The organism is Lachnospiraceae bacterium JLR.KK002 (assembly GCA_036941025.1).
Taxonomy (GTDB): Bacteria; Bacillota; Clostridia; order Lachnospirales; family Lachnospiraceae; genus Petralouisia.
Genome location: JAYMNP010000001.1, coordinates 694825 through 716876, shown reverse-complemented (window position 1 = coordinate 716876; position 22052 = coordinate 694825). Strand labels below are relative to the sequence as shown.

The following is a 22052-nucleotide window of genomic DNA, read 5'->3' as shown; positions in this document are numbered from 1 at the left end:
CTACATCAGAGCTTCCCATTGTTCATATAACTGTTCCAGTCTTTTTTGCTCCTCCTGATATTCCTGGTGGAGTTCCTGGAGTCTGGCTGAATTAGTGGCAATTTCATTATCTGAAAATGCTTCCTCCAGTTCCTGAATCCGCTGCTCCGTCTCTTCAATTTGTTCTTCCGTGCGCTTTCTGTCATTCTCCAGCTTCCGTTGTCTGGCCTGTTCTTCTTTCTTCTGTTTCCAGTCTGCCTTGCTACTGCTTACAGAGGCTGCTTTCTGCTCCGTTTCCTTTCCCGGTGCATATATCTGCGTCAGTTCCCTGCATTTTTCCAGATAATAATCATAATTACCGATATAATTTACCAGGGTTGCTCCCGTTAAATCCAGAATCCTGGTTGCAGTTTTATTAATAAAATATCGGTCATGGGACACAAAAAGTACAGTTCCGGTATATCGGTTTAACGCCTGCTCCAGAATTTCTTTTGAAGTGATATCCAGATGGTTGGTGGGCTCGTCCAGAATCAGAAAATTGGCTTCCGAGAGCATCAGCTTCGCCAGGGATACACGCCCCCGTTCTCCGCCGCTCAGCTCTGAAATCCGTTTAAAGACCTCGTCCCCTGTGAAAAGAAAAGCAGCCAGTACATTCCGGATTTCCGTGTTGGTCAAATCCGGATAAGCATCTGAAATTTCTTCCACCAGTGTTTTCTCCGGATGGAGTACCTGGTGCTCCTGGTCATAATATCCGATATGCACATTGGTTCCCAGCCTGATTGTTCCCTGGTCCGCTTCCACCATATCGTTGATGATTTTTAAGATAGTGGTCTTTCCTGTTCCGTTGTCGCCAATCAACGCCACCCGTTCGCCCCGTTTCAGCTCAAAAAACAATTCTTCAAAAAGCCTCTGTCCCGGATAGGATTTGGCCAGATGTTCCACGGAAAGCACGTCGTTTCCACTGACAATTCTGGGCTCCAGATTCAGGTGGATGTCGGTGTTCTCTTCCACAGGCTTTTCCAGACGTTCGATTTTGCCCAGCATTTTTTCCCGGCTCTCCGCACGCCGGATGGATTTCTCCCGGTTAAAGGATTTCAGCTTCGCAATGACTTCCTCCTGATGTTTAATCTCTCGCTGCTGGTTGTAATACTGCTTTAACTGTGCTTCCCGCACCTGGGCTTTCTTCACGGCATAATCGCTGTAATTGCCGGAAAATACCGATACCTGGCTGCGGTCCAGTTCTATTACCTTATGCACCACCCGGTCCAGAAAATAGCGGTCATGGCTCACAATCACCACAGCTCCTTTATAATTCAGCAGAAAAGTTTCCAGCCAGGTGATGGAGCCGATATCCAGATGGTTGGTTGGCTCGTCCAGAAGAATGACATCCGGCTTTGTCACCAGCAGTTTTCCCAGACATACTCTGGTACGCTGACCTCCGGACAGGGCCTGCATATGTTTCCCGAATTCTTCTTCGGCAAATCCCAGTCCTTTCAGCACTCCGATAATCTCACTCTTATAGGAAGCGCCGCCTTTTTGCTCAAATTCCAGATTCCGGCGGTTATAGCTGTCCATCAGCTTTTCCAGTTCTTTTCCCTGAAGGCGGCTCATGTTCTGCTCCATCTCAATGAGTTCCTGCTGCATGGCAACAAGCTCTGCTCTGGCCGAAAGGACCTCCTCATAAATCGTCCGATTCCCGGCAATGTCCGGATTCTGGGGCAGATAGCCGATGGCTCTGTTTTTAGCAAGTACCACTTCTCCCTGGTCTGCCTCAAGTTCTCCCATAATGATACGAAGCAGGGTCGTCTTTCCTGCTCCGTTTATGCCTACAATTGCCGCCTTCTCATTTTCCTCTATATGAAAGGACGCATGTTGTATGATTTCATCGGTGCCAAAGGCTTTGCTGATATTCTGGCAGGCTAAAATCATCGTTCTCTCTCCTTTACAGCAATCCCTCCAGCGTCTCCCGGATTGCTTTGATAAATCCCTCGCTGTTTAATACTGTGGGATGCTCCAGTGTTGTAATCAGGGCCAGATCTTTCGTCATTTTTCCGGATTCAATGGTAGAAAGGCAGGCCTGTTCCAGCTTGTCCGCAAACGCGGAAAGTTCCGGCAGGCTGTCCAGTTCTCCACGCTTGCGGAGAGCCCCTGTCCATGCAAAAATCGTCGCCACAGAGTTGGTGGAGGTTTCCTCTCCTTTCAGATGTTTGTAGTAATGACGCTGTACCGTTCCATGGGCTGCCTCATATTCATAATATCCTTCCGGGGATACCAGTACGGAAGTCATCATGGCAAGAGAGCCGAAAGCAGAGCTTACCATATCGCTCATGACGTCTCCGTCATAATTCTTGCACGCCCAGATAAAACCGCCTTCGGCCTTCATAATCCGCGCCACCGCATCGTCTATCAGAGTATAAAAATACTCAATGCCTGCTGCCCTGAATTTCTCATCGTATTCTTTGTCATAGATATCCTGGAAAATATCTTTAAAGGTATGGTCATATTTCTTGGAAATAGTGTCTTTTGTGGCAAACCACAAATCCTGCTTCGTATCCAGAGCAAAATTAAAGCAGCTTCTGGCAAAGCTCTCAATAGATTCGTTCAGGTTATGCTGTCCCTGTATAATACCGGCTCCGGTAAATTCATGGATTAATTCTCTGGTCTCTGTTCCGTCTTCCCCGGTATATACAAGCTCGCATTTTCCTGCTCCCGGAATCTTCATTTCGCTGGCCTTGTACACATCTCCGTAGGCGTGACGGGCAATGGTAATGGGCTTTTTCCAGTTTCGGACACAGGGTTCAATGCCCTTCACCGTAATGGGCGCCCGGAATACCGTTCCGTCCAGAATGGCGCGGATGGTTCCGTTGGGACTTTTCCACATCTGTTTTAAATTATACTCTGTCACGCGAGCTGCATTTGGCGTAATCGTGGCGCATTTTACTGCCACACCGTATTTTTTCGTGGCACTGGCAGAATCAAAGGTCACCTGGTCGTCTGTCTCGTTCCTGTGTTCCAGACCAAGGTCATAATATTCTGTTTTTAACTCCACAAAGGGACAAATCAGTTCGTCCTTAATCATTTTCCAGAGAATACGGGTCATTTCGTCTCCGTCCATCTCTACCAGGGGTGTTGTCATTCTAATTTTTTCCATAGCAGTTCCTCCTGTTTTTATCCTGCTGCAGCCTGAAATGCTGCTTCCAATCACAATGAAATCTTTGATAATTGTACACATTTATGGGTTTTTCTGTCAAGGGGTATTTTCTCTACTTATATGATTAAGGGCAATTGTTCGTTACTGTTCACACGACACCGTGCACCACACTGCACAGTGTCCGGTCAAAGAAGTAGTGGCTGCCGGGCATCCGGCCCCTCGCCGAAGGTGACTTTAAATGGCCGGATGTCGTTACCGGAACACCCGCAGGGAGCGCACACTTATGAGCAAAAGCAGTTCAACGCAGCGTGGAAGCATCAAAGGTGCATTTTGCGAATGGCACGGGCTGAACTGTTACGATCAAGGTAGCAAAAGGTCTGCTTTCATTGCAGAGCAAATTTTTGCAGGATTGTGATACAGGCTTTTAAGGCGATGCGGTGCTTCGTTGATAAATATTGTGGCGCAGGATCAGGAAATTGCCTGCAAAGGAAATCCAGACCTTTTGATATTCTGGTGTAATGTCTTCCAAATAATACGACTATATATGCAAGATAAATTTTCAGTCTGCAAGGCAGATTTTCGACGGCGTAGCGGTGTCTGCGTCTGGAAAATCTAACGTAACAGATGAAAATTTAGACAAATACAGCGTCGAGTTAATTTGGAGACGTTACACTGGTCATATGGAGACAGGAAAAGCATGGAAAGATGAACTTAAAGTGGTTTTGTTCAGACAAAAGTATGGGGTTTGGTGGGTTTGTAAGTTAAACACGGATATTGTGCCGGGATACATCTCCTGTTCTTATTCTTTTTGTGAACAACATGGCTGGTATCGAATAGCAAAATCAGAAGGCGCATATTCCAGTAATTCATGCTTGATAAGTGCAAAGCGCTTTTATAATAACATGCCTCCGGAATACCAGAGAATTCAGTTTTTTGGCGTATACACTCTGCGAAAATTTATAAACATATCAGCCGCTTCTCTCATGCACGCATGGACAAAAATCAGAGAAACATGGGACGAAACAAATAATGTATCTTACCTGGAGATTTATCAAAATGCTGATAGTGCTAATATGTGGCTAATTTCAATAGAAGATGCCCTTTCTCCTGAAGGTAACATTCAAAGCTGGAAAACTATACCACCTGTTCTAACTCAGGAGACAATAAATGGCGTGACAGTCCTTGCCTTGTCAGAACTTCCGGCAAATAATCCGGCCTGAATCACCGTTTAATAAGTATGTGTCTCAGTTAATGTAATATTGTCAGCCATAAATTTTAATATAAAAAGTACCTCCGATATAAGCAAAATATACAATTGACATGGTTGCGTAACTGAAAGCGAGACCACTATATCCCTGCCCACTGCTGTCAGATTTTTGTAACAGAATACCAAATATCGGTCCTGCAGAGGTAGTATTATGAAACCCACTTTCCATGCCGGTTATTCTGTTGTGAATACTGTCAAGAGTTGCAAATACGCTGGTTATCCCGGCTCCGCCTGCTGCATTGCAAAAAGATGTTTCTGATGTTCCAATTTTTATTGGAGATTTCCCGATCAAATCCGTGTTTAACTTACTAACCGCCCCCGTCAGTGTCCCGTCTGCCACCCCGGAAATATCGCTGGTTCCGCACAGTTTCCAGAGATACCTCAGATTTTTTGCAAACAGGGAAATTTTCTGCCAGAGGCTGCTCTGTTTCTCTCCGCTTTCCACAGGTGTAATCTCTGTCCAGTCCTCCGGATTCTCCGTATCTCCGCTGGTAAATGTCACCGTGGTATCCCCGGCGTCCCCGGTTTTCTCCAAAACAGTTTCTTTCTGCTGTTCCACTGTTCTTTTCAGGAATTCGTCATTATTGATAAGGGTCTGTGCCACTGCATTAAACAAATCCGCATGGGCCGGGTCTGTGGTTTCAAATCTTCTTATATTTCTGTTATATTCCGGTTCTTCCGGGATCTCAAAATCTGCCATATCCTTCCCTCCTAAAATTCATCATCCATCTGTATGGTCATTGCAAGGTCGCTGTCTTTCCCTTTGGGAAGAAAATTCTTAATGGCGACCAGGTCCCCTTCTTCATCATAAAGGGCTGCTTCACTGATGTATGCCCCGGTAAGTTCTCCCGGTTCCAGCGTACATTCATACCTGCATTTCGTGTCAGACAGGATGGTGTACCGGTCCATTGGCTTTCGGAGCAGCTCATGGTTCAGTTCTGTCTGGTTCCCGTCCGGTACCGGAACCTGATTTTCGCTGTCCGTTCCGCCATCCCCGAAAGCAATCCCTGCGATTTTCGGCAGGGGCGAAATCCCCGCCCTCGCTTTCATCATCTTTGTACGTGCCAGCAGGGTTACCACTGCTTCTGCATGGTTTGCATGATCTGCCATAGCTATAATACCTCCTCTGTAATCTCTGCACTTATTTCCTTTGTTCCGTCCATTCTATATGTACCATCCAGATACCATTCATTTTTTCGGAAAACAGCAGAGGCCTCCACTTTTTCCTGATGTCCTGCCACTGCTGCTCCCTGCCGGATTCCCATATGGAGCCTCCGCAGGATACGGTCCGGACATATGCTGCCATCCACAGTATCTTTTTTCCAGAACGAACAGGCCACGGTTACCTTCATTCCGGACAGGGAATATTTTTCCGGTTCCCGGTTGTCCACTTCTATGATAACTCTGTCATTTATAATATAAACCGTATGGGACTGTTTCAGGCTGTCCAGCACGGATTTCACCGCTTTGGCGTCCAGCGTCCCGTCCCCCGTAAAATCTGCCCGGAAGATATTGGGATGTTCCGGCACAAATCCATATTTTCCGGCATCATGAATGTCTGACACCCGGACCTGAAAGTCCAGCAGATTCGTAAAATATGTTTCCATCCGGCGGGGCGTCATGGGAGCCTTAAAATCCCGCTTCCGGAAAATTAATTTTCGTCGTTCTTCATAAGGCAGGTTCTCCCTGACCGGCAGGCCCCATTTCATCTCATGGTACATAAGCCCCCAGGTTGCTGTTTCCGGGAAAAACTGCCGGGGCAGTTCTTCCAGAATCCTCCTGGCATCGTCATATTCCAGTCCCATTACCTGGAACAGCCATTTTCCAACATAAGAATTGTCATAAAAGCCTTCCGTCACATAAGAAAGCTGCCTTTTTGCGCTTTCACTGTCGGGGAAATCCGCCATATCCGTTTTCTTTACTGTATTCATATTTTCTCCTGACTGAACGTAATGGTACCGGTTTCCGGGTACTCTTCCTCCGGTATCCTGATATTTTCCATGGCTCCGTTTATGAGGAAGGTGTCAAAGTCCTCCACCCCATGGATGGCGCTGAGCAGAGGGCGGACATCGTTATACCGGAGAACCCCTTCCTGCTTCGCATCTGTATAGACCTGCCTGACTGCCTCGGAAAATTCTTTCTGAATCTGCTCCATATCTGTGGTATGGTCATGCAGAATTCCGGTGCACATATAGGAAACCGGTACCGTTGAGGCAGCCACACATTCCAGTTCTGCACAGGCAGTGGGAAGCAGCCTCTTTTCCCTGTCATCCGGTGATACAATATAGTCATACACTTTCTGCACCAGCTTTTCGGAAGCCGGATGGCCTTCCGAATCCACAAGCACCAGCTTTACCGTTCCCGGCCCGTGAGGGGCTGATACCACAATACATGCTCCGGCCCCGGCTTCTTTCGCCCATCGGACATAATCCCCGTCATTCCCAAGGTATGTCCTGCTGTTTTCATATTCTGCTGCAACCCTGTCATAATAATCGTCATTGCTCTCCCGGTCTGTCCCGCCTTTCATTGGTTCCGGGTTGCCTGCTTCCGTAATCCCCTTTACCGGCTTTGCCATAAGGGAAACAGCGTTTGCCTTTACATTGTACATGATCCCCGGTTCCAGGGCGGTAACGCCCGCTTCCGCTTTTCCGTCTTCTCCGATGGTACAGGTTTCCTCCGTACCAAACTCCAGGGAGGGCCCGGATTCCGTTGCCGGCGTACAGAACACCGTACCTTTTGCAATTTCTGTTCCGGCCAGACCGGCTATACATATTGTTCCGGAGGCCTTCCCGGCCTCATGTCTGGCCAGATGGACCTGCTTTCCATGCAAATCCAGCCATTCATCCCATGCATACTGGGGAAAAGCCGCCATCAGCGCCCGTGTCAGGTGGTACTGAAGAAGTTCCGCCTTTTCCAGGGCTGCGGGCATGGTAAAATCCCAGGGGAATCCTCCCGGCATATCGTCAATGTCATCCGGCAGGTTCTCCATCATCCTCTCATGAATTTCTTCCGCCGAACTGTTGTCCATAAAATCCGGCGCTGTAAAATCCGGCTGCATACTGCTTTGCCTCCTTCCTCCGTATTACTGATTTATATTGTAACTGTAATAAATTCCTCTGTATTACTGATTTATACACCACTTTACAACTTTTTGAAAAATAAAATAACGCACAAGGCACTTTCTAATGTATAATAAGTTTGCACACAAAACTATACGAAAGATGGTGACCTTGTACGTCAGACTTATTATACAACGAAAACAATCTAATTGGTAGACTGTACCATTATTTTTATATTTATTTTAAAACTTTTTCCTTACCAACTATTGAAACCTTGTTCCTGCTGGTGTTATCTATCCTTGCTATGGAGTCAGCAGGTTCCATCCGTTCGCTGTACAGACATTTTTTATCAGGGATTACAGAAAAATCCCTGAATGCATTTTACTATGCATGTTCTTATGCAAAAGCTGATTTTTCCAGATTTATGAATGTCACTGCTGGTATGGCTTTAAAGCTCATACCGGAAAAATTGTCCTCTCAGCCTGTCTTCCTGTGTATTGATGATACAATGATTGCAAAATTCGGCAAAAAATTTGAGGATGCTTCAAAGCTTTTTGACCATGCTGCGCATAATGGCTCTAATTACCTGAATGGACACTGTTTTGTGAGCGTAATGCTCTGTGTCCCTGTATGGAATAAGGACAGGATTCACTATCTGTGCGTACCGCTCGGATATCGCATGTGGCAGAAAAAGGAATCCAAACTGGAACTGGCTGCATCTATGGTGCGGCATGTAATGCCTGTCTTGCGTACAAAGAAAAACGTCGTCCTCCTTTGTGACAGCTGGTATGTAAAAAAGAGCCTTGTTTCTATCGTGGACGAATATGAAAACCTTGACCTTATAGGAAATGCAAGGCTTGATTCCGTCATTTATGATTTGCCGCCACAGCGGACGGGAAAAAGAGGACGTCCTGCAACGCATGGCGACAGGCTCTCCATCCAGGATGATTTTACTCTGTCTGATGAAAAAATTGGAGGCTATTACATGGCTGTGCGTCGTGTCCTTACAAACATTTTTGGCAAAAGGACAGTCTTGGCATATGTTACATCAGCGGACAAGGAAAATGGTGGCAGGCGTTTATATTTCAGCACAGTTTTTCCAGAACAGCTGCAAATATTCTGTGCCTGGCAGGAAAAATCCCCACTGAATCAGACAGGAAGCAGCCGTATGCAGTTTATACCTCTGATGCTTTATGCTTTTCGGTGGAACATCGAAGTTAGTTATTACGAACAGAAAACCTTCTGGTCATTATGCAGCTACATGGTGCGGAGCCGCAAAGGAATAGAAATGCTTGTCAATCTAATCAACATAGCGTATTGTGCAATGAAACTTTTGCCGTATCAGGACAAGACGTTTTCCAAATACCAGACAGAAAGCGTCCAGGAATTTCGTTTCGTACTGAGCGAACAAATTCGCCAGCAGGTATTTTATTCCATTTTCGTGAAAAAAGCCGAAACACACATAAAATCAAAAGCTATCATTAAGGTTTTAAAACAACTGATTCAGCATCAGGGATATTATTTATAAAGTTGTAAAGTGGTGTGATTTATATTGTAACTGTAATAAATTCTTCCCAGTCCATTCCCTTCACCCGGAACCGGCAGTGCATTTCATCCCCGTCCCAGGAAAATTCAAAATCCTGGACGGACTCTGTCCTGGGATTTACAAGAAGTGCATCCGTAATGGTCCGCTCCACCATGGATTCCACCGTCATTTCGTCATCATCCTCCATGGCGGCTTCCATTTCCACGCCAGTCTCAGAAGGATAAGCCAGACAGGCATACCGTTCCGTCCGGGCTGTTTTATAACACCAGACCATAAATGCTTCCCGGCCGCTGCACTCCGTCACACGGTTTGCCCCGTCTCTGACAAAATCCCCGGCCTGTACGTCCCATTTCGCACTTCTTTTATACTGCACATCATACTCTGCACTTTCCTCTGTAAATTCCGGCACTTCAAATACCGGAAATAAAGCTCCTGCCATCTGCACACCTCCTCGTATCACAGTTCACAGCCGGAGAAAACAGGCTATGGACTTCCCGAACGGATTCAGGAACGTTTCACGGTGCCAAGGACCACCGCCTCGCTGGCAACCCATGCCACCAGTACCCTGCTCCCCGGACTGACGGAGGAAAGATATCCCAGCAGGGAATATTCTCCTTTGGGTACCGGAACCGGAAATGTATTGGTTACAAGGCTTCCGTCTTCCAGCACCTCTCCGAAATCCACCTGCAGCGGAGTGCTGCATTCTTCCCGCATCCTTGCGGCAATCACACCCGCCAGCCTGCTGATCCCGGAATTTCCTTCAAATGCCATCTTTCCCTCCTTTTCCTGTCCGGAGTTTCCCGGACAGTATCCTCTCGCTCAGTCAAACGTTCCGTCATCCACCCACCCGTACACATTACTGCTGCTGTCCGTATGAATCAGATGCCAGGGGTGCGCCTTTCCGGAACCGTTCTTTTTTGTGATTTTCGCCGGCCCTGCACCTGCCGGATAGCCTCTGGCTCCGGGATAAGAGGAAATATAGTGGGTCCCTCCACGGAAATTCACAACGTCTCCCACATTATGGTCTTTATGTGTTTCCGAAGTTTCTCCTTTCACTTCCTCCCGCTCCGTTTTTTTCAGTTCCATGGACATGCTGCAGGTATCAGCGTCATGCCGGACACTTTTCACATAAAAACTTCCTTTTGTCAGTCCTGCTTCCAGCTCTATCCTGTCCCCTTTCCGGATTACGGGAACATCCGGGCTCTGCAGGGTGATTTCCTTTTTTATGGTCCCGTCTTCGTTTAAGATTTCCTGAGCGGCAGATTTTGCCGCTTCCAGGGTTTCATCGGAACCCCTGACATATATCCTCTGGCGGATTCCATACCTGGTAAGACCATCCAGTGTTGCCTCCACACTGGTTTTTCCCTCATCATCCGCCTGCCCTGTTACGGTCACGCGGGTGATGAGGCTGTCAATACCATGGCTCTCGCTGACGGATTTTATATTATCCGCCTTAAAAATATATACATTTCGGTTGCTGCCCCGCGGAGTGATTTCCGCTTTTCCCTCCGCAGCCCGCAGGATACACTTTTTCCCGCCTTTTTTCACTGCGTCGTCCAGCAGTTCCAGCAGGATGTCTGAGAGGTACCGGTTATTGAATTTCAGTTTTCCGTGGGCCACGTCAGGCCCTTCATACTTCCTTAAAGGCAGTTCCCAGGCGTTCAGGATTCCCGTAACGGCTGACTTTGTACCGGTACCGGAAGGGAAATAAAGGTTTTCCTGGCTCTTCTGCAGACTGTAGAGCTCGTCATAGCAGACACATTTCAGCTCCCTTCCGCTGTTTTGCAGAGATGGATTCCAGGTGTTCACATAACCCCTGGCCACTTCCTGATTCAGGGAGCCGCCATCCGCAGATGATACCAGAATCAGGCAGCCGGGCTTTAAAATCCCCGACAGATACCCTTTTGACGTTTTGTCATTCCGGACCGTAAAAGACAGCCGGACGGAAAGCTCCCTTTCGTTTTCTTCCCACCCAAGATTTTCAATATAATCCCGGATTTTATAGCGCTTTCCTTTTTCATCCTCTGCCACCACATGGTACTGTATATTTGCAAGATTAATCATCCTCTGCCTCCTTATGCCGGAATGGTAAGGGTTGTGCCTGGATAAATCCAGTGCCCGTGGTCGGAATCTGCTCTCCCGTGCTGTCTGGCCGCCTCTTCAATGGTTCCCGCATTTGCATCATAAATCCTGGTCCACTGCGCCCCTGATCCATAATGGGCCTGGGCAATCTTTCAGAGACTGTCGCCGCTTTTCACCACATAGGAAGTATCTGCTGTTTCCTGTACCTGCTCCGCCTCGTTCCTGGGTTTCGTTTTTTTCTTCCTCGTTTTCTTTTTTTCCTTTGTGGTGTATATTTTCAGCGGCTTTTTTTCCACAAAGGATATGGTGTAGCGGATATTCCCGTAAGCCCCGTAGGCCACCGTCTGGAAAGAGGAAATGGTCACATCCATGTTTATAAAAGTTCCCGTGACAATCAGGTTCAGGACGGTCCCTTTTTTCATATAATTTTCCAGTGTTTTCACGCAGTCCGAAGGTTTCTTCCAGGCAGATTTCTTTACAATGGCTTCTTTTTTCTTTGTTTTTCCAAAAAACTCCCCTTCCCATGATATTTCTTTCACATCCGTACCTTTGGGCACCTTCACAGTACCCTGGGAGAGGAGGTCAAAACTCTGGTATTTCGCCGCGCTTTTACATGTTATTTTTTCCGGCAGGGAAGGGAAGGTGAATTTTTTCTTTTTCTTTCCGACGGTCACCAGTCTGATACTGATACCGCCGGCTTTCTTTCTGGCCGGAATTTTATCCGACAACATGGAAACGGAAGAATGGTTCTTCTTTTTCCCCGCATTCTGCTCACTTCCCATTCATATCACTGTCCTTTCAGAGGCATGTTTCCAAATACTTCTGACAGCCTCTCTGCAATTTCTCCGCCGACTTCATCTGCCAGTTCCCGCAGATGCTGCCGGATGTTCTGTAACATATCTCCATCCTGCTGCCCTCCGCTGCCGGAGATGTGAAATTCCGGAGACATGGCAACATCCACCGATACCTGAATCCCTGTCATACTGCTCTGGCCGCCGGGAAGGGGTTCTCCGCTGTCCCATATTTCTTCTGTATCTTCTTCATTTCCATCCGGAACCGGCATGGCATATCCTGTAAATCCGCTGCCTGTATACGAAGCGAAACCAGAAGCCTGCCTGTCCTGTCCATACAGTTCCAGTGCACTGCCTTTGTAACTCGGACTGGCAGGGGCAGCGTATGGTCCATGGCTTCCCGGTGCCAGCCTTTCAGGCTTTGGACCGGCGGTGACAGGATTTCCGCCCCCATGATTTGCCGGCTTTCCGCCGCCTCCTCCGCCGCTGCCGCTTTTGGAACCGCTCCCTTCTTCTGAAAATAGTGATGCAAGGGAAGCTCCAATACCCGTACCGGCAGTCATACTAAAACTCGGCGCAATATTAATCTTTGCCATTACAGCAAATGGTGAGCTTAATGCGTCCCTCACCGTATTCTCTGCAGAACTGCGAATGTGTAGTTTCCCTGCCTCAATTCCTTCCTGAATCCCTTTAACCATTGCAGCCCCATGTAAATTTCCTCGCTTACTGAACACATCCATTCCATCCTCAGAATTCGTCTCTTCTTCCATGGACGGATCGGTTGCAGGCAGGTCCTCCCGCAGAGCCGATATATAGCTTCGAGGAATGGTAACTGCAGTCGATTTCAGCAACTGCTCCAGATCTCCCCGCACTTCTCCTTCCATTTCTTCCAGATTAAACATTTCAGCAATAAAAGAATCATTCCATTCAGAAACATCCGGCTTTACCGCCAGCGCATGTTCCATGGCCTGCGTCAGTTTTTCCGTCATGCTGCCTTCCAGATCCGGCAGTATTCCGTCAAGCTCCTTCGGGAATGCGGATGCAATGGTATCAAGCTGAAATTCTTCCATCCGGGCTGTCAGCGCTTCTATCTGGCTGTTATATCCTTCTTTTATCTGCTGGTAGAGGCTGTCATACTCTTCCGGACAAATTGTTCCTTCCTGCCTCGCCAGGTCAAGATTTCTTAAAGACACCTGTAAAGCCTCATCGTAATTCTGCTGGAACTGAGCCCCATTGGCCTGCAGTTCTGTCTGGAGCTGAGCGAAAGAATCTTCACTCAGGCCAGCCCCTCCATATTTGATTTTCAGACTTTCAAACCCTGCATTTTCTTCCGCCTGAGATACCTTGTCTGTGATACCTGCAATCTGCTCCTGAAGTTCTGTAAGAGCATCTGCTTCACTCATTTCCACTTCCACACCGCCAATTTTTACAGTAATTTTATCTTCTGTGGAAATGACTCCATCGGACAATGATTCTGACAGAACCCTTTGCATTTCCTCCTGCAGTTCATTTACCTGTGTCTCATACCCTGCATACATATCATCCAGCCCTTTTGTGTCAGTCCCTCCGGTCAGAAGCTGCAGGGCCACTGCCGCCTCATAATGGCTGTCTTTTAAGTAATCCCTGACGGAAGTAATATAACTGTCAATGGCTGCCTGATACCCTTCCCTGTCTTCCACAGACAGTTCCAGGCCCAGACTGACGTTCCAGTTCTGTTTTGCAAGTGCGGACTTTACATGTTCCAGAGAAGCAAAAGATTCCCCTGCAGCCTCCGCTGCGGCAGAAAATTCTTCCAGCCCTTCGGCCATACTGCCAAAAGTAAGAGCTTCCGCCAGTTCCTTCACTTCCGTAAGGGACAGTTTCATATCCCCGAAAGCCTCCTTCATAACCTGCGCACAGGATTCCTGAAAGTACTGTGCAAGCTGCTCTGTGGTGACCTCCGTATCTTCCATGGCTTTCTGCAGGGCTTCGCTTTTGAATTTCACATCTTCCATATCAAAGCCTGTGGCTTCAAAGACTTTCCGGGCCTTCTCGGCCTCACGCTCCATTTCTTCCACATGCTCCTGATATTCTTCTTTGACTTTGTTTCCTTTTATCCAGCCGGCAATACCGCCGATGCCTGCTCCAATTAAAGCTCCAGGCACCGCCATAACTCCACCAAACATTGCTCCAATAGAGGCTCCTGCCAGGGCGCCTGTTCCGGCTCCCGCTATCTTCCAGGCACCGGATTCCCCGTATGCCGCCGCTTCTTCTTCATTTTCAGACTTATAGGCCTTATAAAAATCTATTCCTCCGCTGACAACGGAGGCTCCTCCGGCAATAGCGCCGGCTGTGGCGCCGGCGCCAAGAAGCGCAGCGGAACCGCCAGACATTGCTCCTGCCATATCGCCAAAATACATCCCTGCCGTACTGCTGCCTCCCGACAGTCCATACCCTGCATTCGCCAGAAGTCCCATAATCCCTGAACCCCTGACCATTGCATTTCCGGTTGACCCCATAAGGGAACTGGCTATCGACTTCCCGACAGAACTTCCGGCCAACATCTTCCCTGCGCCAATCAACGGCCCGGCCATCTTCATCAGCAGGGCGGCAGAAAAGAGGGAAGACAAATCTGCGGCTTCTCCGCCTGGCAGTAATTTCCCTGCACTGGAAAGCAGGTTCTGAAACGCCTCCCCCAGCTTCGAGGTAATGGCGCTTACATCAAAACCTTCTGAAAATCCCCTGGCAAAGGAAGCACCGATACTTGCCCCTTCATCCAGAGTTCCGGACAAATCAATACCCAAAAGCGCCATAACACCTGTTTTCAGTCCGGTTCCAAGGCCAGCTCCAATATCCCCGGCAATCTCCGCAACTTTTGCTTTTCCGGCGGAACTCCACCAGTCACTGAATGGCTCTATGATAATATCATCCCACAGGATTTTCGCTTTCCCGAAGAAATCCGCATCTTTCCACTCCTCTGACTCTACAATTTCATCCAGCTTACGCCGGGCGGCGTCCACCTGTCTGTCCACAAAATCCATCAGACTCTCCAGCGCTTCCTCCACCATGGGCATGGCGTCTGTCAGCCATTCCGCAACTCCCCGGACATAAGGCGCAATCCTTTCCCCAAAGGACAGTTTCACCTCATCCACCGCACCCTGAAGGAGCGTAATGGAGCCATCCAGGTTATCCATCATGCTTTCTGCCGCCTCGCCGGCCGCGCCATCCGCATGGTTGACCGCAGATGACAGATTCTCATAATCTTCTGCCGTGGCGTCCAGGATTGCCAGAAATTCCTTCTGGGCATCCGCACCGGCTATCGTATTTGCAAGATTTGCTTTCTGCTCCTGGGTATAACCTGCGGTAGCAGTACGAAGTTCCTGTATCATATTCCCAAATCCCCTGGCTGACCCGTCCGCCTTGAAATATGCAATTCCAAGGCCGTTCAGAGCGTCTGCCGCGCCGTCTACATTGGTGGAAAGCCTGGTGAAGATGGCATTCAGGGCAGCGCCGGATCTGGCGCCGCTGCTTTGGGCGCCGGCCATCAGCCCGGCGGCAAGAGCCACATCCTCCATGGAGTAGCCCAGCATACCGGCCATGGCTCCGACAGTCTGAAAGGTTTCCGTCAGCAGTGCTACATTCGTACCGGACTGGGAGGACGCTGCTGCCAGCACATCGGCAAAATGCCCTGCTTCACCGGCTTTCATCCCGAAATCAGACAGAACATCCGCCACAATATCAGAGGTCTGGGCAAGGTCTGCTCCGGAGGCTGCCGCCAGGTTGAAAATTCCTTCCATGGCATCCAGCATATCCCCTGCTTCCCATCCGGACATGGCCATAGCCTGAAGGGCTTCTGCCGATTCTGCCGCAGTAAATTTTGTGGTTGCCCCCAGTTCCCTTGCCTTATCTGTCAGTCTGCCCATGTCAGAAGCAGCAGCGCCGCTTACGACTTCCACCTGGGACATGGCAGCCTCAAATCCGCGGAAGGCATCAATTGTATCCGCCAGCTCAAAACTCACATCAAATACCTCACCGACCTGAAGCACCGGATCTTTCAGAAGATTCACGATTCCCTTCACCGGAGCTGTCACAAAATCCGCAGCTTTCAGCACGAACTCGTATTTTTCCTTCATCCATCCGGACAGGTTTTTCTGAATCTTTTCCGCAAAACGGTCAAATTTTGATACCTTATCCCCGGCTTCCTCAGATGCAGCCCCCGCCTGCCTTGCCGCAGTTCCCACGCCTGCAAAATTACGGATAACTCCTGAAAGTGCCGCTTCGGTTTCATTCAGGGAATCTATGGCAACTTCAATCCGTATTGTTTCAGCCATCTTCTTCACTCCTTTCCGGGGGACGCAAGGCTATCTGCATGGAAGCCAGCAGGAATTTCTGTACGCCCCTGCTTTTTCTGTAGAATTCATCCGGCGTTATGCCGGTTTTCTGGAAGATATGATGGAGCAGGCAGGCTTTGCCCCGGCCTCAATCAGTTTTTTGCCACTTCCTCCAGATTCGTATCCGCATAACCGCTTAAGCTGTCTATAGCTTCCAGCACCCGGTCTTTTTCTCCTGCCTTTAACGAATATTCAATAACGTCAAGCCCGTTCATCACAGGCAGTCCCATGGATTTTAAGGATTCCCATACCTTCCGGTTATCCCAGAGTTTTTCCCTGTCCTCCATAACGGTTGCCTGATAAATCAGAGAAGCCCGGTATCTTACGGCATTCGTTTCTTCCGGCACTTTCATGCCCAGTCTTTTATTGCGGACAAATCTGGTATTTTTCTTCTTGCATCTTTCATATTCATCTTCCGATAAAGGCCGGATATGGAATGCAAAAAACAGTTTTCCGTCCCGGATAATCTCAAGTTTCTGTTTTTCTGTCTGTGCATACCCGGCGGCGTGAATCAGGCCCTGAATAAAATCTTCTTCATTGCCCCTTATCATTTCCAAATCCTCATCCTCTGTAAAATCCACTTCTCTTACTGCTTCCTCTGCAGATTCCATATTCATGACAACGCCGCTTTCTTCCGTGGTTACTCCTGGTATAAATTTGCTCTGTTCCATCTTATTTCCTCCTGTTTAACTGAAAAGTTTTCCTGTTTCTTCTTATACAACCGTAAGCTGCTGCTGAAGGGCAGGCGGACGGTTTACAAACAGGTTCCAGTTCCGCTTGATAACATCCCCCACAGTAAGATTCTGAATATCAATCTGGCCGGAAGGAATACATTCATCATATACCACGGTCTCCGTAGAGCCATTTCTTCCCATCAGAGTCCCTTTGAATCCCCACACCGGCATGATCTGAGTCTCCATTGCCTCCATCAGCTCAATGATAAACTGATCATCTTCTATCACCACCTGGGACATGGTGAGACTTACGGAAAAGGTATTGGACGTCTCATGCTCCTGTGCGTCCCCCATAACCGAATATTTGGCATTGTTATACGTTACGCTGGAAGCAAAGGAATCCACTGTGGCAAGCAGCACTCCGTCTTTGCTGTAAATCAGACCGTCTTTTCCGGTTCTTGCATGTCGGGCATCCCCGGCCGCCTTTACATTTCTCATTTTTATATCCATTCCTTTCGCTTCGCTCAGGCACAAAACGTTATGAAAATGTTTTCCTGAGCTTATTTTTTCTTTATAATTCTTCTTGTAGGGAACTCGGTATACTACAAATCACGGGGAGATGAGTGGGCTGTCCGGCTTGCCGGATGACCGTATTTTTATATGTGTAGTACGCCTTTTCAAGCACAAATAAGTGTGACTTCGAGCACGTAATCTTATCTTTGTATAAACAATCTTCGTTTATGGCTTAGGCGTTCAGTCAATGCCGTCTCTCCCTATAATCTTTAGTGAACCTGTCGGTTCTGAAAGGAGTCCCTATGGCTTTAAAAATCGTGTACAAAATCTGCTGTGGCATTGATGTCCACAAAACTTTTGTAGTCGCCTGCATTGCCTCTACTGACAAGCACGGCGTTACCACTTACGAGAGCCACCGTTTTTCTACCTACACGAAGGGTCTGAAAAATTTGTTACACTGGCTACTCGAACATAACTGCAACGACGTTTGTATGGAATCTACTGGTAAATACTGGATCCCTGTTTATAACATTCTGGAAAAAGAATGCTTTATTGTCCTTGCACATCCTAAATACGTTAAGGCTATCCGTGGAAAGAAAACTGACAAGAAAGATGCCAAATGGATTGCTGACCTGTTCAAGCATGATCTTGTTGCCGGAAGCTTTATGCCACCCGCTGACATCCGCCAGCTCCGTGACCTTATGCGTTACCGTTTCAAACTGACCTGCTTTCAATCAAGCGAAAAGAATCGTTTGCAGAACTGTCTCACGGTTTCCAATATCCAGTTGGGAAACGTTGTTTCGGACACCTTCGGCAAATCTGCTCAGGCGATACTGGATAAACTCTTGAAAAATCCCGCAGATACTTCCTTTGACCTTGAACCTCTCGTTTACAAAAGTTTGAAAAAGAAGCTCCCCGAACTTCGCGATGCCATCGATGGCTGTATCACTCCAGAACAGGCTGGTAAACTTAAGGTAATTAAAGATCATTATGAAAACCTGGAATCCCGCAAAGCAGAGCTTGAAGAACTCATTCTTGCGCTCGCCGCTCCCTATCAGCAGGAACTTACCATTCTTCAAACCGCTCCTGGTATCCGCAGTGATTTCACCGCAATCGGAATCCTTTCCGAAATCGGTACCAATATGGAGGCTTTTCCTTCGGCGAAACACTTATGCTCATGGGCTGGGCTTACCCCAACCAACAATGAAAGTGCAGGGAAGAAAAAATCTGTCCGGGTTTCCAAGGCTGGATGCTATATCAAACCACTTTTAGTACAGTGCGCGAATGCTGTCGTTAAAAGTAATAAGCATCCTGAGATTCGTAACCGTTATCTCCGTCTCAAAAAGCGTCGCGGTCACAAGAAAGCAATCATTGCCATAGCAAGAATGCTTCTGACTGCATTATACCACATGCTTAAGAACGGTGAAAACTATAATGCGGAACTTTACCACAAATCAGATTTACCACCTGTCGACCGTGAAATCACGGTAGAGCAGGCTCTTATCATAGCAAAAAATCAAGGTTATAAGATTAAGTCAGCAACTGCATAACCTTAACATACACGATATTCAATTTTTAAAGCAGCCACCGAAAGATGGCTTGTTTGTGATGCGATTAAGGACATGGATACCCTCTACTTTTCATTTTCAATCTTCTACCTCCTGTTATTCATTCGTGCTGAACTGGAACTGATATGTCAGATAGATACGTTCCATGGAATCTTTGTCAGTTACGCTGATATCAAACCATGCGCTGTCCACGTCCGCAGGATATGTACTGCTTTCCGACGCTTTAAACGCCGTCAGTTTGGATTCCTCCACCATGGCTGTGCCAATGTCGTTCATCCTGCTGACAATGGTGCTTCTCCCGTTGCTGTCATTATCCGTTTTCCCCACCAGTTCTTCCACTGCCGCATTCAGTCGTCGGAGCAGTTCAAAACGTGTTGCCACACGCCGGATTTTCTTCCATCCGTCATCCTGATTGTCCGCCGGTGTAATCAGCGTGTTGACTGCATTATCAATCCAGACTTTCTTCTCTCTGTTATGACTGAACACAATACAGCCTTTTTTACTTTCTGCATGAATCATCTGCGAATTTGTAAGTTTCTCCAGAATTTCTGTAAATCCTTCCACCACAGTATGGGTCAGGGACTGGCCGGAAGGGGTTGCTCCAATCATGCCGGCAATACGTGCTGCTGTCCGGTAACCGTCAATTTCACGCTCCTGCCCATCTTTTCCCAGCTCCATCATATGTGCGTTCAGCACATAGTATATCATAAATTAAGTTGTTGATAGTTTCGGTATCTGGTATAATAGACTTAATAAATATAATTTATGGAGGCTGATTATGCCAGCGTTATCTTATAGCATTACAATATCAGATGAAGAACGTGATTACCTAAAATCATTGATAAAAGCCAGAACTATCCAGGCGCAGGTTGTTGACCGTGCCCGAATATTGCTATGGAAATCCGAAGCCAGGACAGACAAGGCTATCGCAGACGGCCTGGGCATTAGTGTGAATACCGTCCGGCGCTGTATTGACCGTTATCTTAACAATGGAATTAACCTTGCCATATTTGATGACGAGCGTTCCGGCAGACCAGTTGAGATTACTGACGATGCAAAAGCATGGATTGTCAGTATAGCCTGCCAAAAACCCTGTGACCCTGGCTATGCTGCAGAATTATGGACACTGGCTGCGTTGCACAGACATATACAGGCATATGCTGAAGAAGCCGGCTATCCACGCTTAAAGACAGTTACCAAACCATGGCTCCAAAAATATCTCAAAAAGATGGATATAAAACCATTCAGGATCAAGTATTATCTTGAACGGAAAGACCCTGATTTTGAGAATAAGATGCATGACGTCCTCCTGGTCTATAAGCAGGTCGAGATGCAGTTTGGCATTGATGGGAATATCATCATACCGGAAAACGGGCATTTGACACATACTGTTTCATATGATGAAAAACCCGGCATCCAGGCTGTTGCCAACAAATATCCCGACCATACCCCGACAGAGGAAAAAGGTTATGTCCGCCGGGATTATGAGTATGTGCGGCTTGGGACGCTGTCACTGCTTGCAGGTATTGACCTTTTGACAGGGGAGGCAATTCCATTGGTCAGCCAGACACACAAAAGTTCTGATTTTATCGAGTTTCTAAAGATTCTTGATGTAAAATATCCGGAGGGTGACACAATACGGCTGATACTGGACAACCACTCAGCCCATACTTCAAAGGAAACCCAACAGTTTCTTGCAACGTTACCCGAAGGCCGTTTTTTGTTTGTATTTACCCCGACACACACTTCATGGCTGAATATGATTGAAAGCTTTTTCAGCAAAATGACAAAGCAGATGTTAAAAGGCATCCGCGTCAATTCAAAGGAGGAACTGTCGGAGCGGATATACCGCTACTTCGATGAGATCAATGCCGATCCAATCGTTTATCATTGGACATATAAAATGGATGAAATTAATCCCGATGAAGCAGCAACTATTTAAACTATCAACAATTTAATATTCGCTATAATAGTTCATCTTTTCATTGTTAAAAGCCGCCGCATGGTTCTGTCTGGTTTCCAGCGGTACCGTATGATTTTCCGCCACTACTGCCTGCACCGGAAGGCCTTCCTCAAACATCCGGTTTACAAATGCCGCCAGAAGCAGATGGATTTCCTGATCCTCCGTATCCACACAGATGGTATTGAACTCCCAGGCTTCTGTCTGTGCAAATCCATTGGAATAATCCTCCGCTGTCACCTGGGGATTACTGCCTCCTGCAAAGGGTTCCTGAGACACAGCCGCAAGCAACGCTTTCTCCTTCCCTTCTTTCAGTTCCCCGTGAAAATGCTCCATGGCATTCAGGGCAGAAACAAGACGTTCCGCCTCACCTTCTCCGGCTGCAAATTCCAGTTTTTCAAATTCCCGCGTCCCGGAATAAATCAGGCATTCCTTCCTGGTACTGTCTGAGAGTTTTTCCCGGACAGATACGGAAAAATCTTTATCTCCCGGATAATTCACGGAAATAACCACCGCCTCCGTACCTTCGGTGTCATGCAGTGCAACAGTTGCCGGCGTGCCTCCATTTCCAATGCGGCAGGCAAGTACCGTCCTGGCACCGCCCTCCAGAGCTTCCCCTATTGCATCTGTAGTCAGCCCGTTTCCAAATATTTTCTCCCATGGCTCCCCGGCTTTCAGCTCCACCACCGTATTCAGGGGGCCGAAATCTGCCCGGAACAGGACAGCGGTAACGCCTTCCAGTATGCCTTCCCCGGATTCCTCTTTTTTCTGAATATTGAAATATGCGCCGGGCCTTACCTTTGTTTCTCCCAGTATAAAAGTTCCTGCCATTCTCTATTCCACCTCTCTTTTCAAAAATGCTTCCACCATCTTTTTTGCCTCAGAAACCGTACATTCTTTTTTCCCTGCTGCTTCCAGTGCCGCCAGCACGCATTCCTTTCTTGTATGGAACATGTTTTTCGCACTGTCCGCCAGTTCTTCTGCACTGTACACTGATTCAACCGGCAGTTTTTTCTTTTTCAGTTCTGCCTTTTCCGCAGATTCCGCGGAAGATACCTTTTTCTCCGCTGTCTTTTCTGCTGCCATACTGAT

At 47.7% G+C, this 22052-nt stretch carries 20 protein-coding genes; 4 read left to right on the top strand and 16 right to left on the bottom strand.

What is annotated here, in order from left to right; all coding sequences use genetic code 11:
- Together abc-f and VSQ32_03485 are read right to left on the bottom strand one after the other, a co-directional pair.
- Positions 1-1908 carry an ABC-F type ribosomal protection protein gene (gene abc-f / locus VSQ32_03490; GenBank protein MEH2941942.1) on the bottom strand — a complete coding sequence of 636 codons (1908 nt, stop codon included), beginning with the start codon at positions 1906-1908 and terminating at the stop codon, positions 1-3.
- Between the two features lie 13 nt (positions 1909-1921).
- Positions 1922-3130, bottom strand: a complete 1209-nt coding sequence (locus VSQ32_03485; GenBank protein MEH2941941.1) for an NADP-dependent isocitrate dehydrogenase — start codon at positions 3128-3130, stop codon at positions 1922-1924.
- Between the two features lie 680 nt (positions 3131-3810).
- On the opposite strand from VSQ32_03485, the gene VSQ32_03480 reads away from it, so the two are divergent.
- The gene (locus tag VSQ32_03480; protein MEH2941940.1) at positions 3811-4350 is read left to right on the top strand and encodes a hypothetical protein; all 540 of its coding nucleotides are present in this window, start codon (positions 3811-3813) and stop codon (positions 4348-4350) included.
- Between the two features lie 42 nt (positions 4351-4392).
- Here the strand turns inward: VSQ32_03480 and VSQ32_03475 are convergent, their stop codons facing one another.
- The 4 genes from VSQ32_03475 to VSQ32_03460 are packed head-to-tail and all read right to left on the bottom strand — an operon-like array spanning position 4393 to position 7455.
- Positions 4393-5097, bottom strand: a complete 705-nt coding sequence (locus VSQ32_03475; GenBank protein ID MEH2941939.1) for a hypothetical protein — start codon at positions 5095-5097, stop codon at positions 4393-4395.
- Positions 5098-5108: 11 nt separating this feature from the next.
- Positions 5109-5507, bottom strand: a complete 399-nt coding sequence (locus VSQ32_03470; GenBank protein ID MEH2941938.1) for a phage tail protein — start codon at positions 5505-5507, stop codon at positions 5109-5111.
- A gap of 2 nt (positions 5508-5509) precedes the next feature.
- A complete protein-coding gene (locus VSQ32_03465; GenBank protein ID MEH2941937.1) occupies positions 5510-6328 on the bottom strand; it encodes a putative phage tail protein in 819 nt (272 codons plus the stop codon).
- Positions 6325-7455, bottom strand: coding sequence for a baseplate J/gp47 family protein (locus VSQ32_03460; protein ID MEH2941936.1), 1131 nt, complete (start codon positions 7453-7455; stop codon positions 6325-6327). Before VSQ32_03460 ends, VSQ32_03465 begins: the two co-directional genes overlap by 4 nt.
- A gap of 305 nt (positions 7456-7760) precedes the next feature.
- Between VSQ32_03460 and VSQ32_03455 the strand changes: the two genes are divergently transcribed.
- Positions 7761-8984: a transposase gene (locus VSQ32_03455; protein MEH2941935.1), complete on the top strand. Its 1224-nt coding sequence runs from the start codon at positions 7761-7763 to the stop codon at positions 8982-8984.
- 19 nt (positions 8985-9003) lie between these two features.
- Here VSQ32_03455 and VSQ32_03450 read toward each other — a convergent pair whose 3' ends face one another.
- The 7 genes from VSQ32_03450 to VSQ32_03420 all read right to left on the bottom strand — a co-directional run bounded on the left by VSQ32_03450 (position 9004) and on the right by VSQ32_03420 (position 17417).
- Positions 9004-9441, bottom strand: coding sequence for a DUF2634 domain-containing protein (locus tag VSQ32_03450; protein ID MEH2941934.1), 438 nt, complete (start codon positions 9439-9441; stop codon positions 9004-9006).
- A gap of 65 nt (positions 9442-9506) precedes the next feature.
- Positions 9507-9773 (bottom strand): hypothetical protein, encoded by a 267-nt coding sequence (locus VSQ32_03445; GenBank protein ID MEH2941933.1) that lies wholly within the window; start codon positions 9771-9773, stop codon positions 9507-9509.
- Between the two features lie 48 nt (positions 9774-9821).
- The gene (locus tag VSQ32_03440) at positions 9822-11066 is read right to left on the bottom strand and encodes a hypothetical protein (protein MEH2941932.1); all 1245 of its coding nucleotides are present in this window, start codon (positions 11064-11066) and stop codon (positions 9822-9824) included.
- Positions 11067-11236: 170 nt separating this feature from the next.
- Positions 11237-11866 carry a hypothetical protein gene (locus tag VSQ32_03435; protein ID MEH2941931.1) on the bottom strand — a complete coding sequence of 210 codons (630 nt, stop codon included), beginning with the start codon at positions 11864-11866 and terminating at the stop codon, positions 11237-11239.
- A gap of 5 nt (positions 11867-11871) precedes the next feature.
- Positions 11872-16185 (bottom strand): phage tail tape measure protein, encoded by a 4314-nt coding sequence (locus VSQ32_03430; protein MEH2941930.1) that lies wholly within the window; start codon positions 16183-16185, stop codon positions 11872-11874.
- A 152-nt stretch (positions 16186-16337) separates the two neighbouring features.
- Positions 16338-16916, bottom strand: a complete 579-nt coding sequence (locus VSQ32_03425; GenBank protein MEH2941929.1) for a hypothetical protein — start codon at positions 16914-16916, stop codon at positions 16338-16340.
- Between the two features lie 42 nt (positions 16917-16958).
- The gene (locus tag VSQ32_03420; GenBank protein ID MEH2941928.1) at positions 16959-17417 is read right to left on the bottom strand and encodes a hypothetical protein; all 459 of its coding nucleotides are present in this window, start codon (positions 17415-17417) and stop codon (positions 16959-16961) included.
- 317 nt (positions 17418-17734) lie between these two features.
- Here VSQ32_03420 and VSQ32_03415 point away from each other — a divergent pair, with 317 nt between their 5' ends.
- Complete coding sequence (locus VSQ32_03415; protein ID MEH2941927.1) at positions 17735-18982, top strand: IS110 family transposase; 1248 nt, start codon at positions 17735-17737, stop codon at positions 18980-18982.
- Between the two features lie 114 nt (positions 18983-19096).
- Here VSQ32_03415 and VSQ32_03410 read toward each other — a convergent pair whose 3' ends face one another.
- Complete coding sequence (locus VSQ32_03410) at positions 19097-19708, bottom strand: phage tail sheath C-terminal domain-containing protein (protein ID MEH2941926.1); 612 nt, start codon at positions 19706-19708, stop codon at positions 19097-19099.
- 70 nt (positions 19709-19778) lie between these two features.
- Here VSQ32_03410 and VSQ32_03405 point away from each other — a divergent pair, with 70 nt between their 5' ends.
- Positions 19779-20942 carry an IS630 family transposase gene (locus tag VSQ32_03405; protein ID MEH2941925.1) on the top strand — a complete coding sequence of 388 codons (1164 nt, stop codon included), beginning with the start codon at positions 19779-19781 and terminating at the stop codon, positions 20940-20942.
- A gap of 12 nt (positions 20943-20954) precedes the next feature.
- On the opposite strand, the gene VSQ32_03400 is transcribed toward VSQ32_03405, so the two are convergent.
- Entirely contained in the window at positions 20955-21791 is an 837-nt protein-coding gene (locus VSQ32_03400) for a hypothetical protein (protein ID MEH2941924.1), read from the bottom strand.
- 3 nt (positions 21792-21794) lie between these two features.
- Positions 21795-22046 (bottom strand): hypothetical protein, encoded by a 252-nt coding sequence (locus VSQ32_03395; protein MEH2941923.1) that lies wholly within the window; start codon positions 22044-22046, stop codon positions 21795-21797.
- Positions 22047-22052 lie beyond the last annotated feature (6 nt).

Excerpts from the sequence above, each read along its gene's own strand:
- abc-f (MEH2941942.1), bottom strand. The coding sequence starts at position 1,908 with ATGATTTTAGCCTGCCAGAATATCAGCAAAGCCTTTGGCACCGATGAA.
- VSQ32_03485 (MEH2941941.1), bottom strand. The coding sequence starts at position 3,130 with ATGGAAAAAATTAGAATGACAACACCCCTGGTAGAGATGGACGGAGAC.
- VSQ32_03480 (MEH2941940.1), top strand. The coding sequence starts at position 3,811 with ATGGAGACAGGAAAAGCATGGAAAGATGAACTTAAAGTGGTTTTGTTC.
- VSQ32_03475 (MEH2941939.1), bottom strand. The coding sequence starts at position 5,097 with ATGGCAGATTTTGAGATCCCGGAAGAACCGGAATATAACAGAAATATA.
- VSQ32_03470 (MEH2941938.1), bottom strand. The coding sequence starts at position 5,507 with ATGGCAGATCATGCAAACCATGCAGAAGCAGTGGTAACCCTGCTGGCA.
- VSQ32_03465 (MEH2941937.1), bottom strand. The coding sequence starts at position 6,328 with ATGAATACAGTAAAGAAAACGGATATGGCGGATTTCCCCGACAGTGAA.
- VSQ32_03460 (MEH2941936.1), bottom strand. The coding sequence starts at position 7,455 with ATGCAGCCGGATTTTACAGCGCCGGATTTTATGGACAACAGTTCGGCG.
- VSQ32_03455 (MEH2941935.1), top strand. The coding sequence starts at position 7,761 with ATGGAGTCAGCAGGTTCCATCCGTTCGCTGTACAGACATTTTTTATCA.
- VSQ32_03450 (MEH2941934.1), bottom strand. The coding sequence starts at position 9,441 with ATGGCAGGAGCTTTATTTCCGGTATTTGAAGTGCCGGAATTTACAGAG.
- VSQ32_03445 (MEH2941933.1), bottom strand. The coding sequence starts at position 9,773 with ATGGCATTTGAAGGAAATTCCGGGATCAGCAGGCTGGCGGGTGTGATT.
- VSQ32_03440 (MEH2941932.1), bottom strand. The coding sequence starts at position 11,066 with ATGATTAATCTTGCAAATATACAGTACCATGTGGTGGCAGAGGATGAA.
- VSQ32_03435 (MEH2941931.1), bottom strand. The coding sequence starts at position 11,866 with ATGGGAAGTGAGCAGAATGCGGGGAAAAAGAAGAACCATTCTTCCGTT.
- VSQ32_03430 (MEH2941930.1), bottom strand. The coding sequence starts at position 16,185 with ATGGCTGAAACAATACGGATTGAAGTTGCCATAGATTCCCTGAATGAA.
- VSQ32_03425 (MEH2941929.1), bottom strand. The coding sequence starts at position 16,916 with ATGGAACAGAGCAAATTTATACCAGGAGTAACCACGGAAGAAAGCGGC.
- VSQ32_03420 (MEH2941928.1), bottom strand. The coding sequence starts at position 17,417 with ATGAGAAATGTAAAGGCGGCCGGGGATGCCCGACATGCAAGAACCGGA.
- VSQ32_03415 (MEH2941927.1), top strand. The coding sequence starts at position 17,735 with ATGGCTTTAAAAATCGTGTACAAAATCTGCTGTGGCATTGATGTCCAC.
- VSQ32_03410 (MEH2941926.1), bottom strand. The coding sequence starts at position 19,708 with ATGATATACTATGTGCTGAACGCACATATGATGGAGCTGGGAAAAGAT.
- VSQ32_03405 (MEH2941925.1), top strand. The coding sequence starts at position 19,779 with ATGCCAGCGTTATCTTATAGCATTACAATATCAGATGAAGAACGTGAT.
- VSQ32_03400 (MEH2941924.1), bottom strand. The coding sequence starts at position 21,791 with ATGGCAGGAACTTTTATACTGGGAGAAACAAAGGTAAGGCCCGGCGCA.
- VSQ32_03395 (MEH2941923.1), bottom strand. The coding sequence starts at position 22,046 with ATGGCAGCAGAAAAGACAGCGGAGAAAAAGGTATCTTCCGCGGAATCT.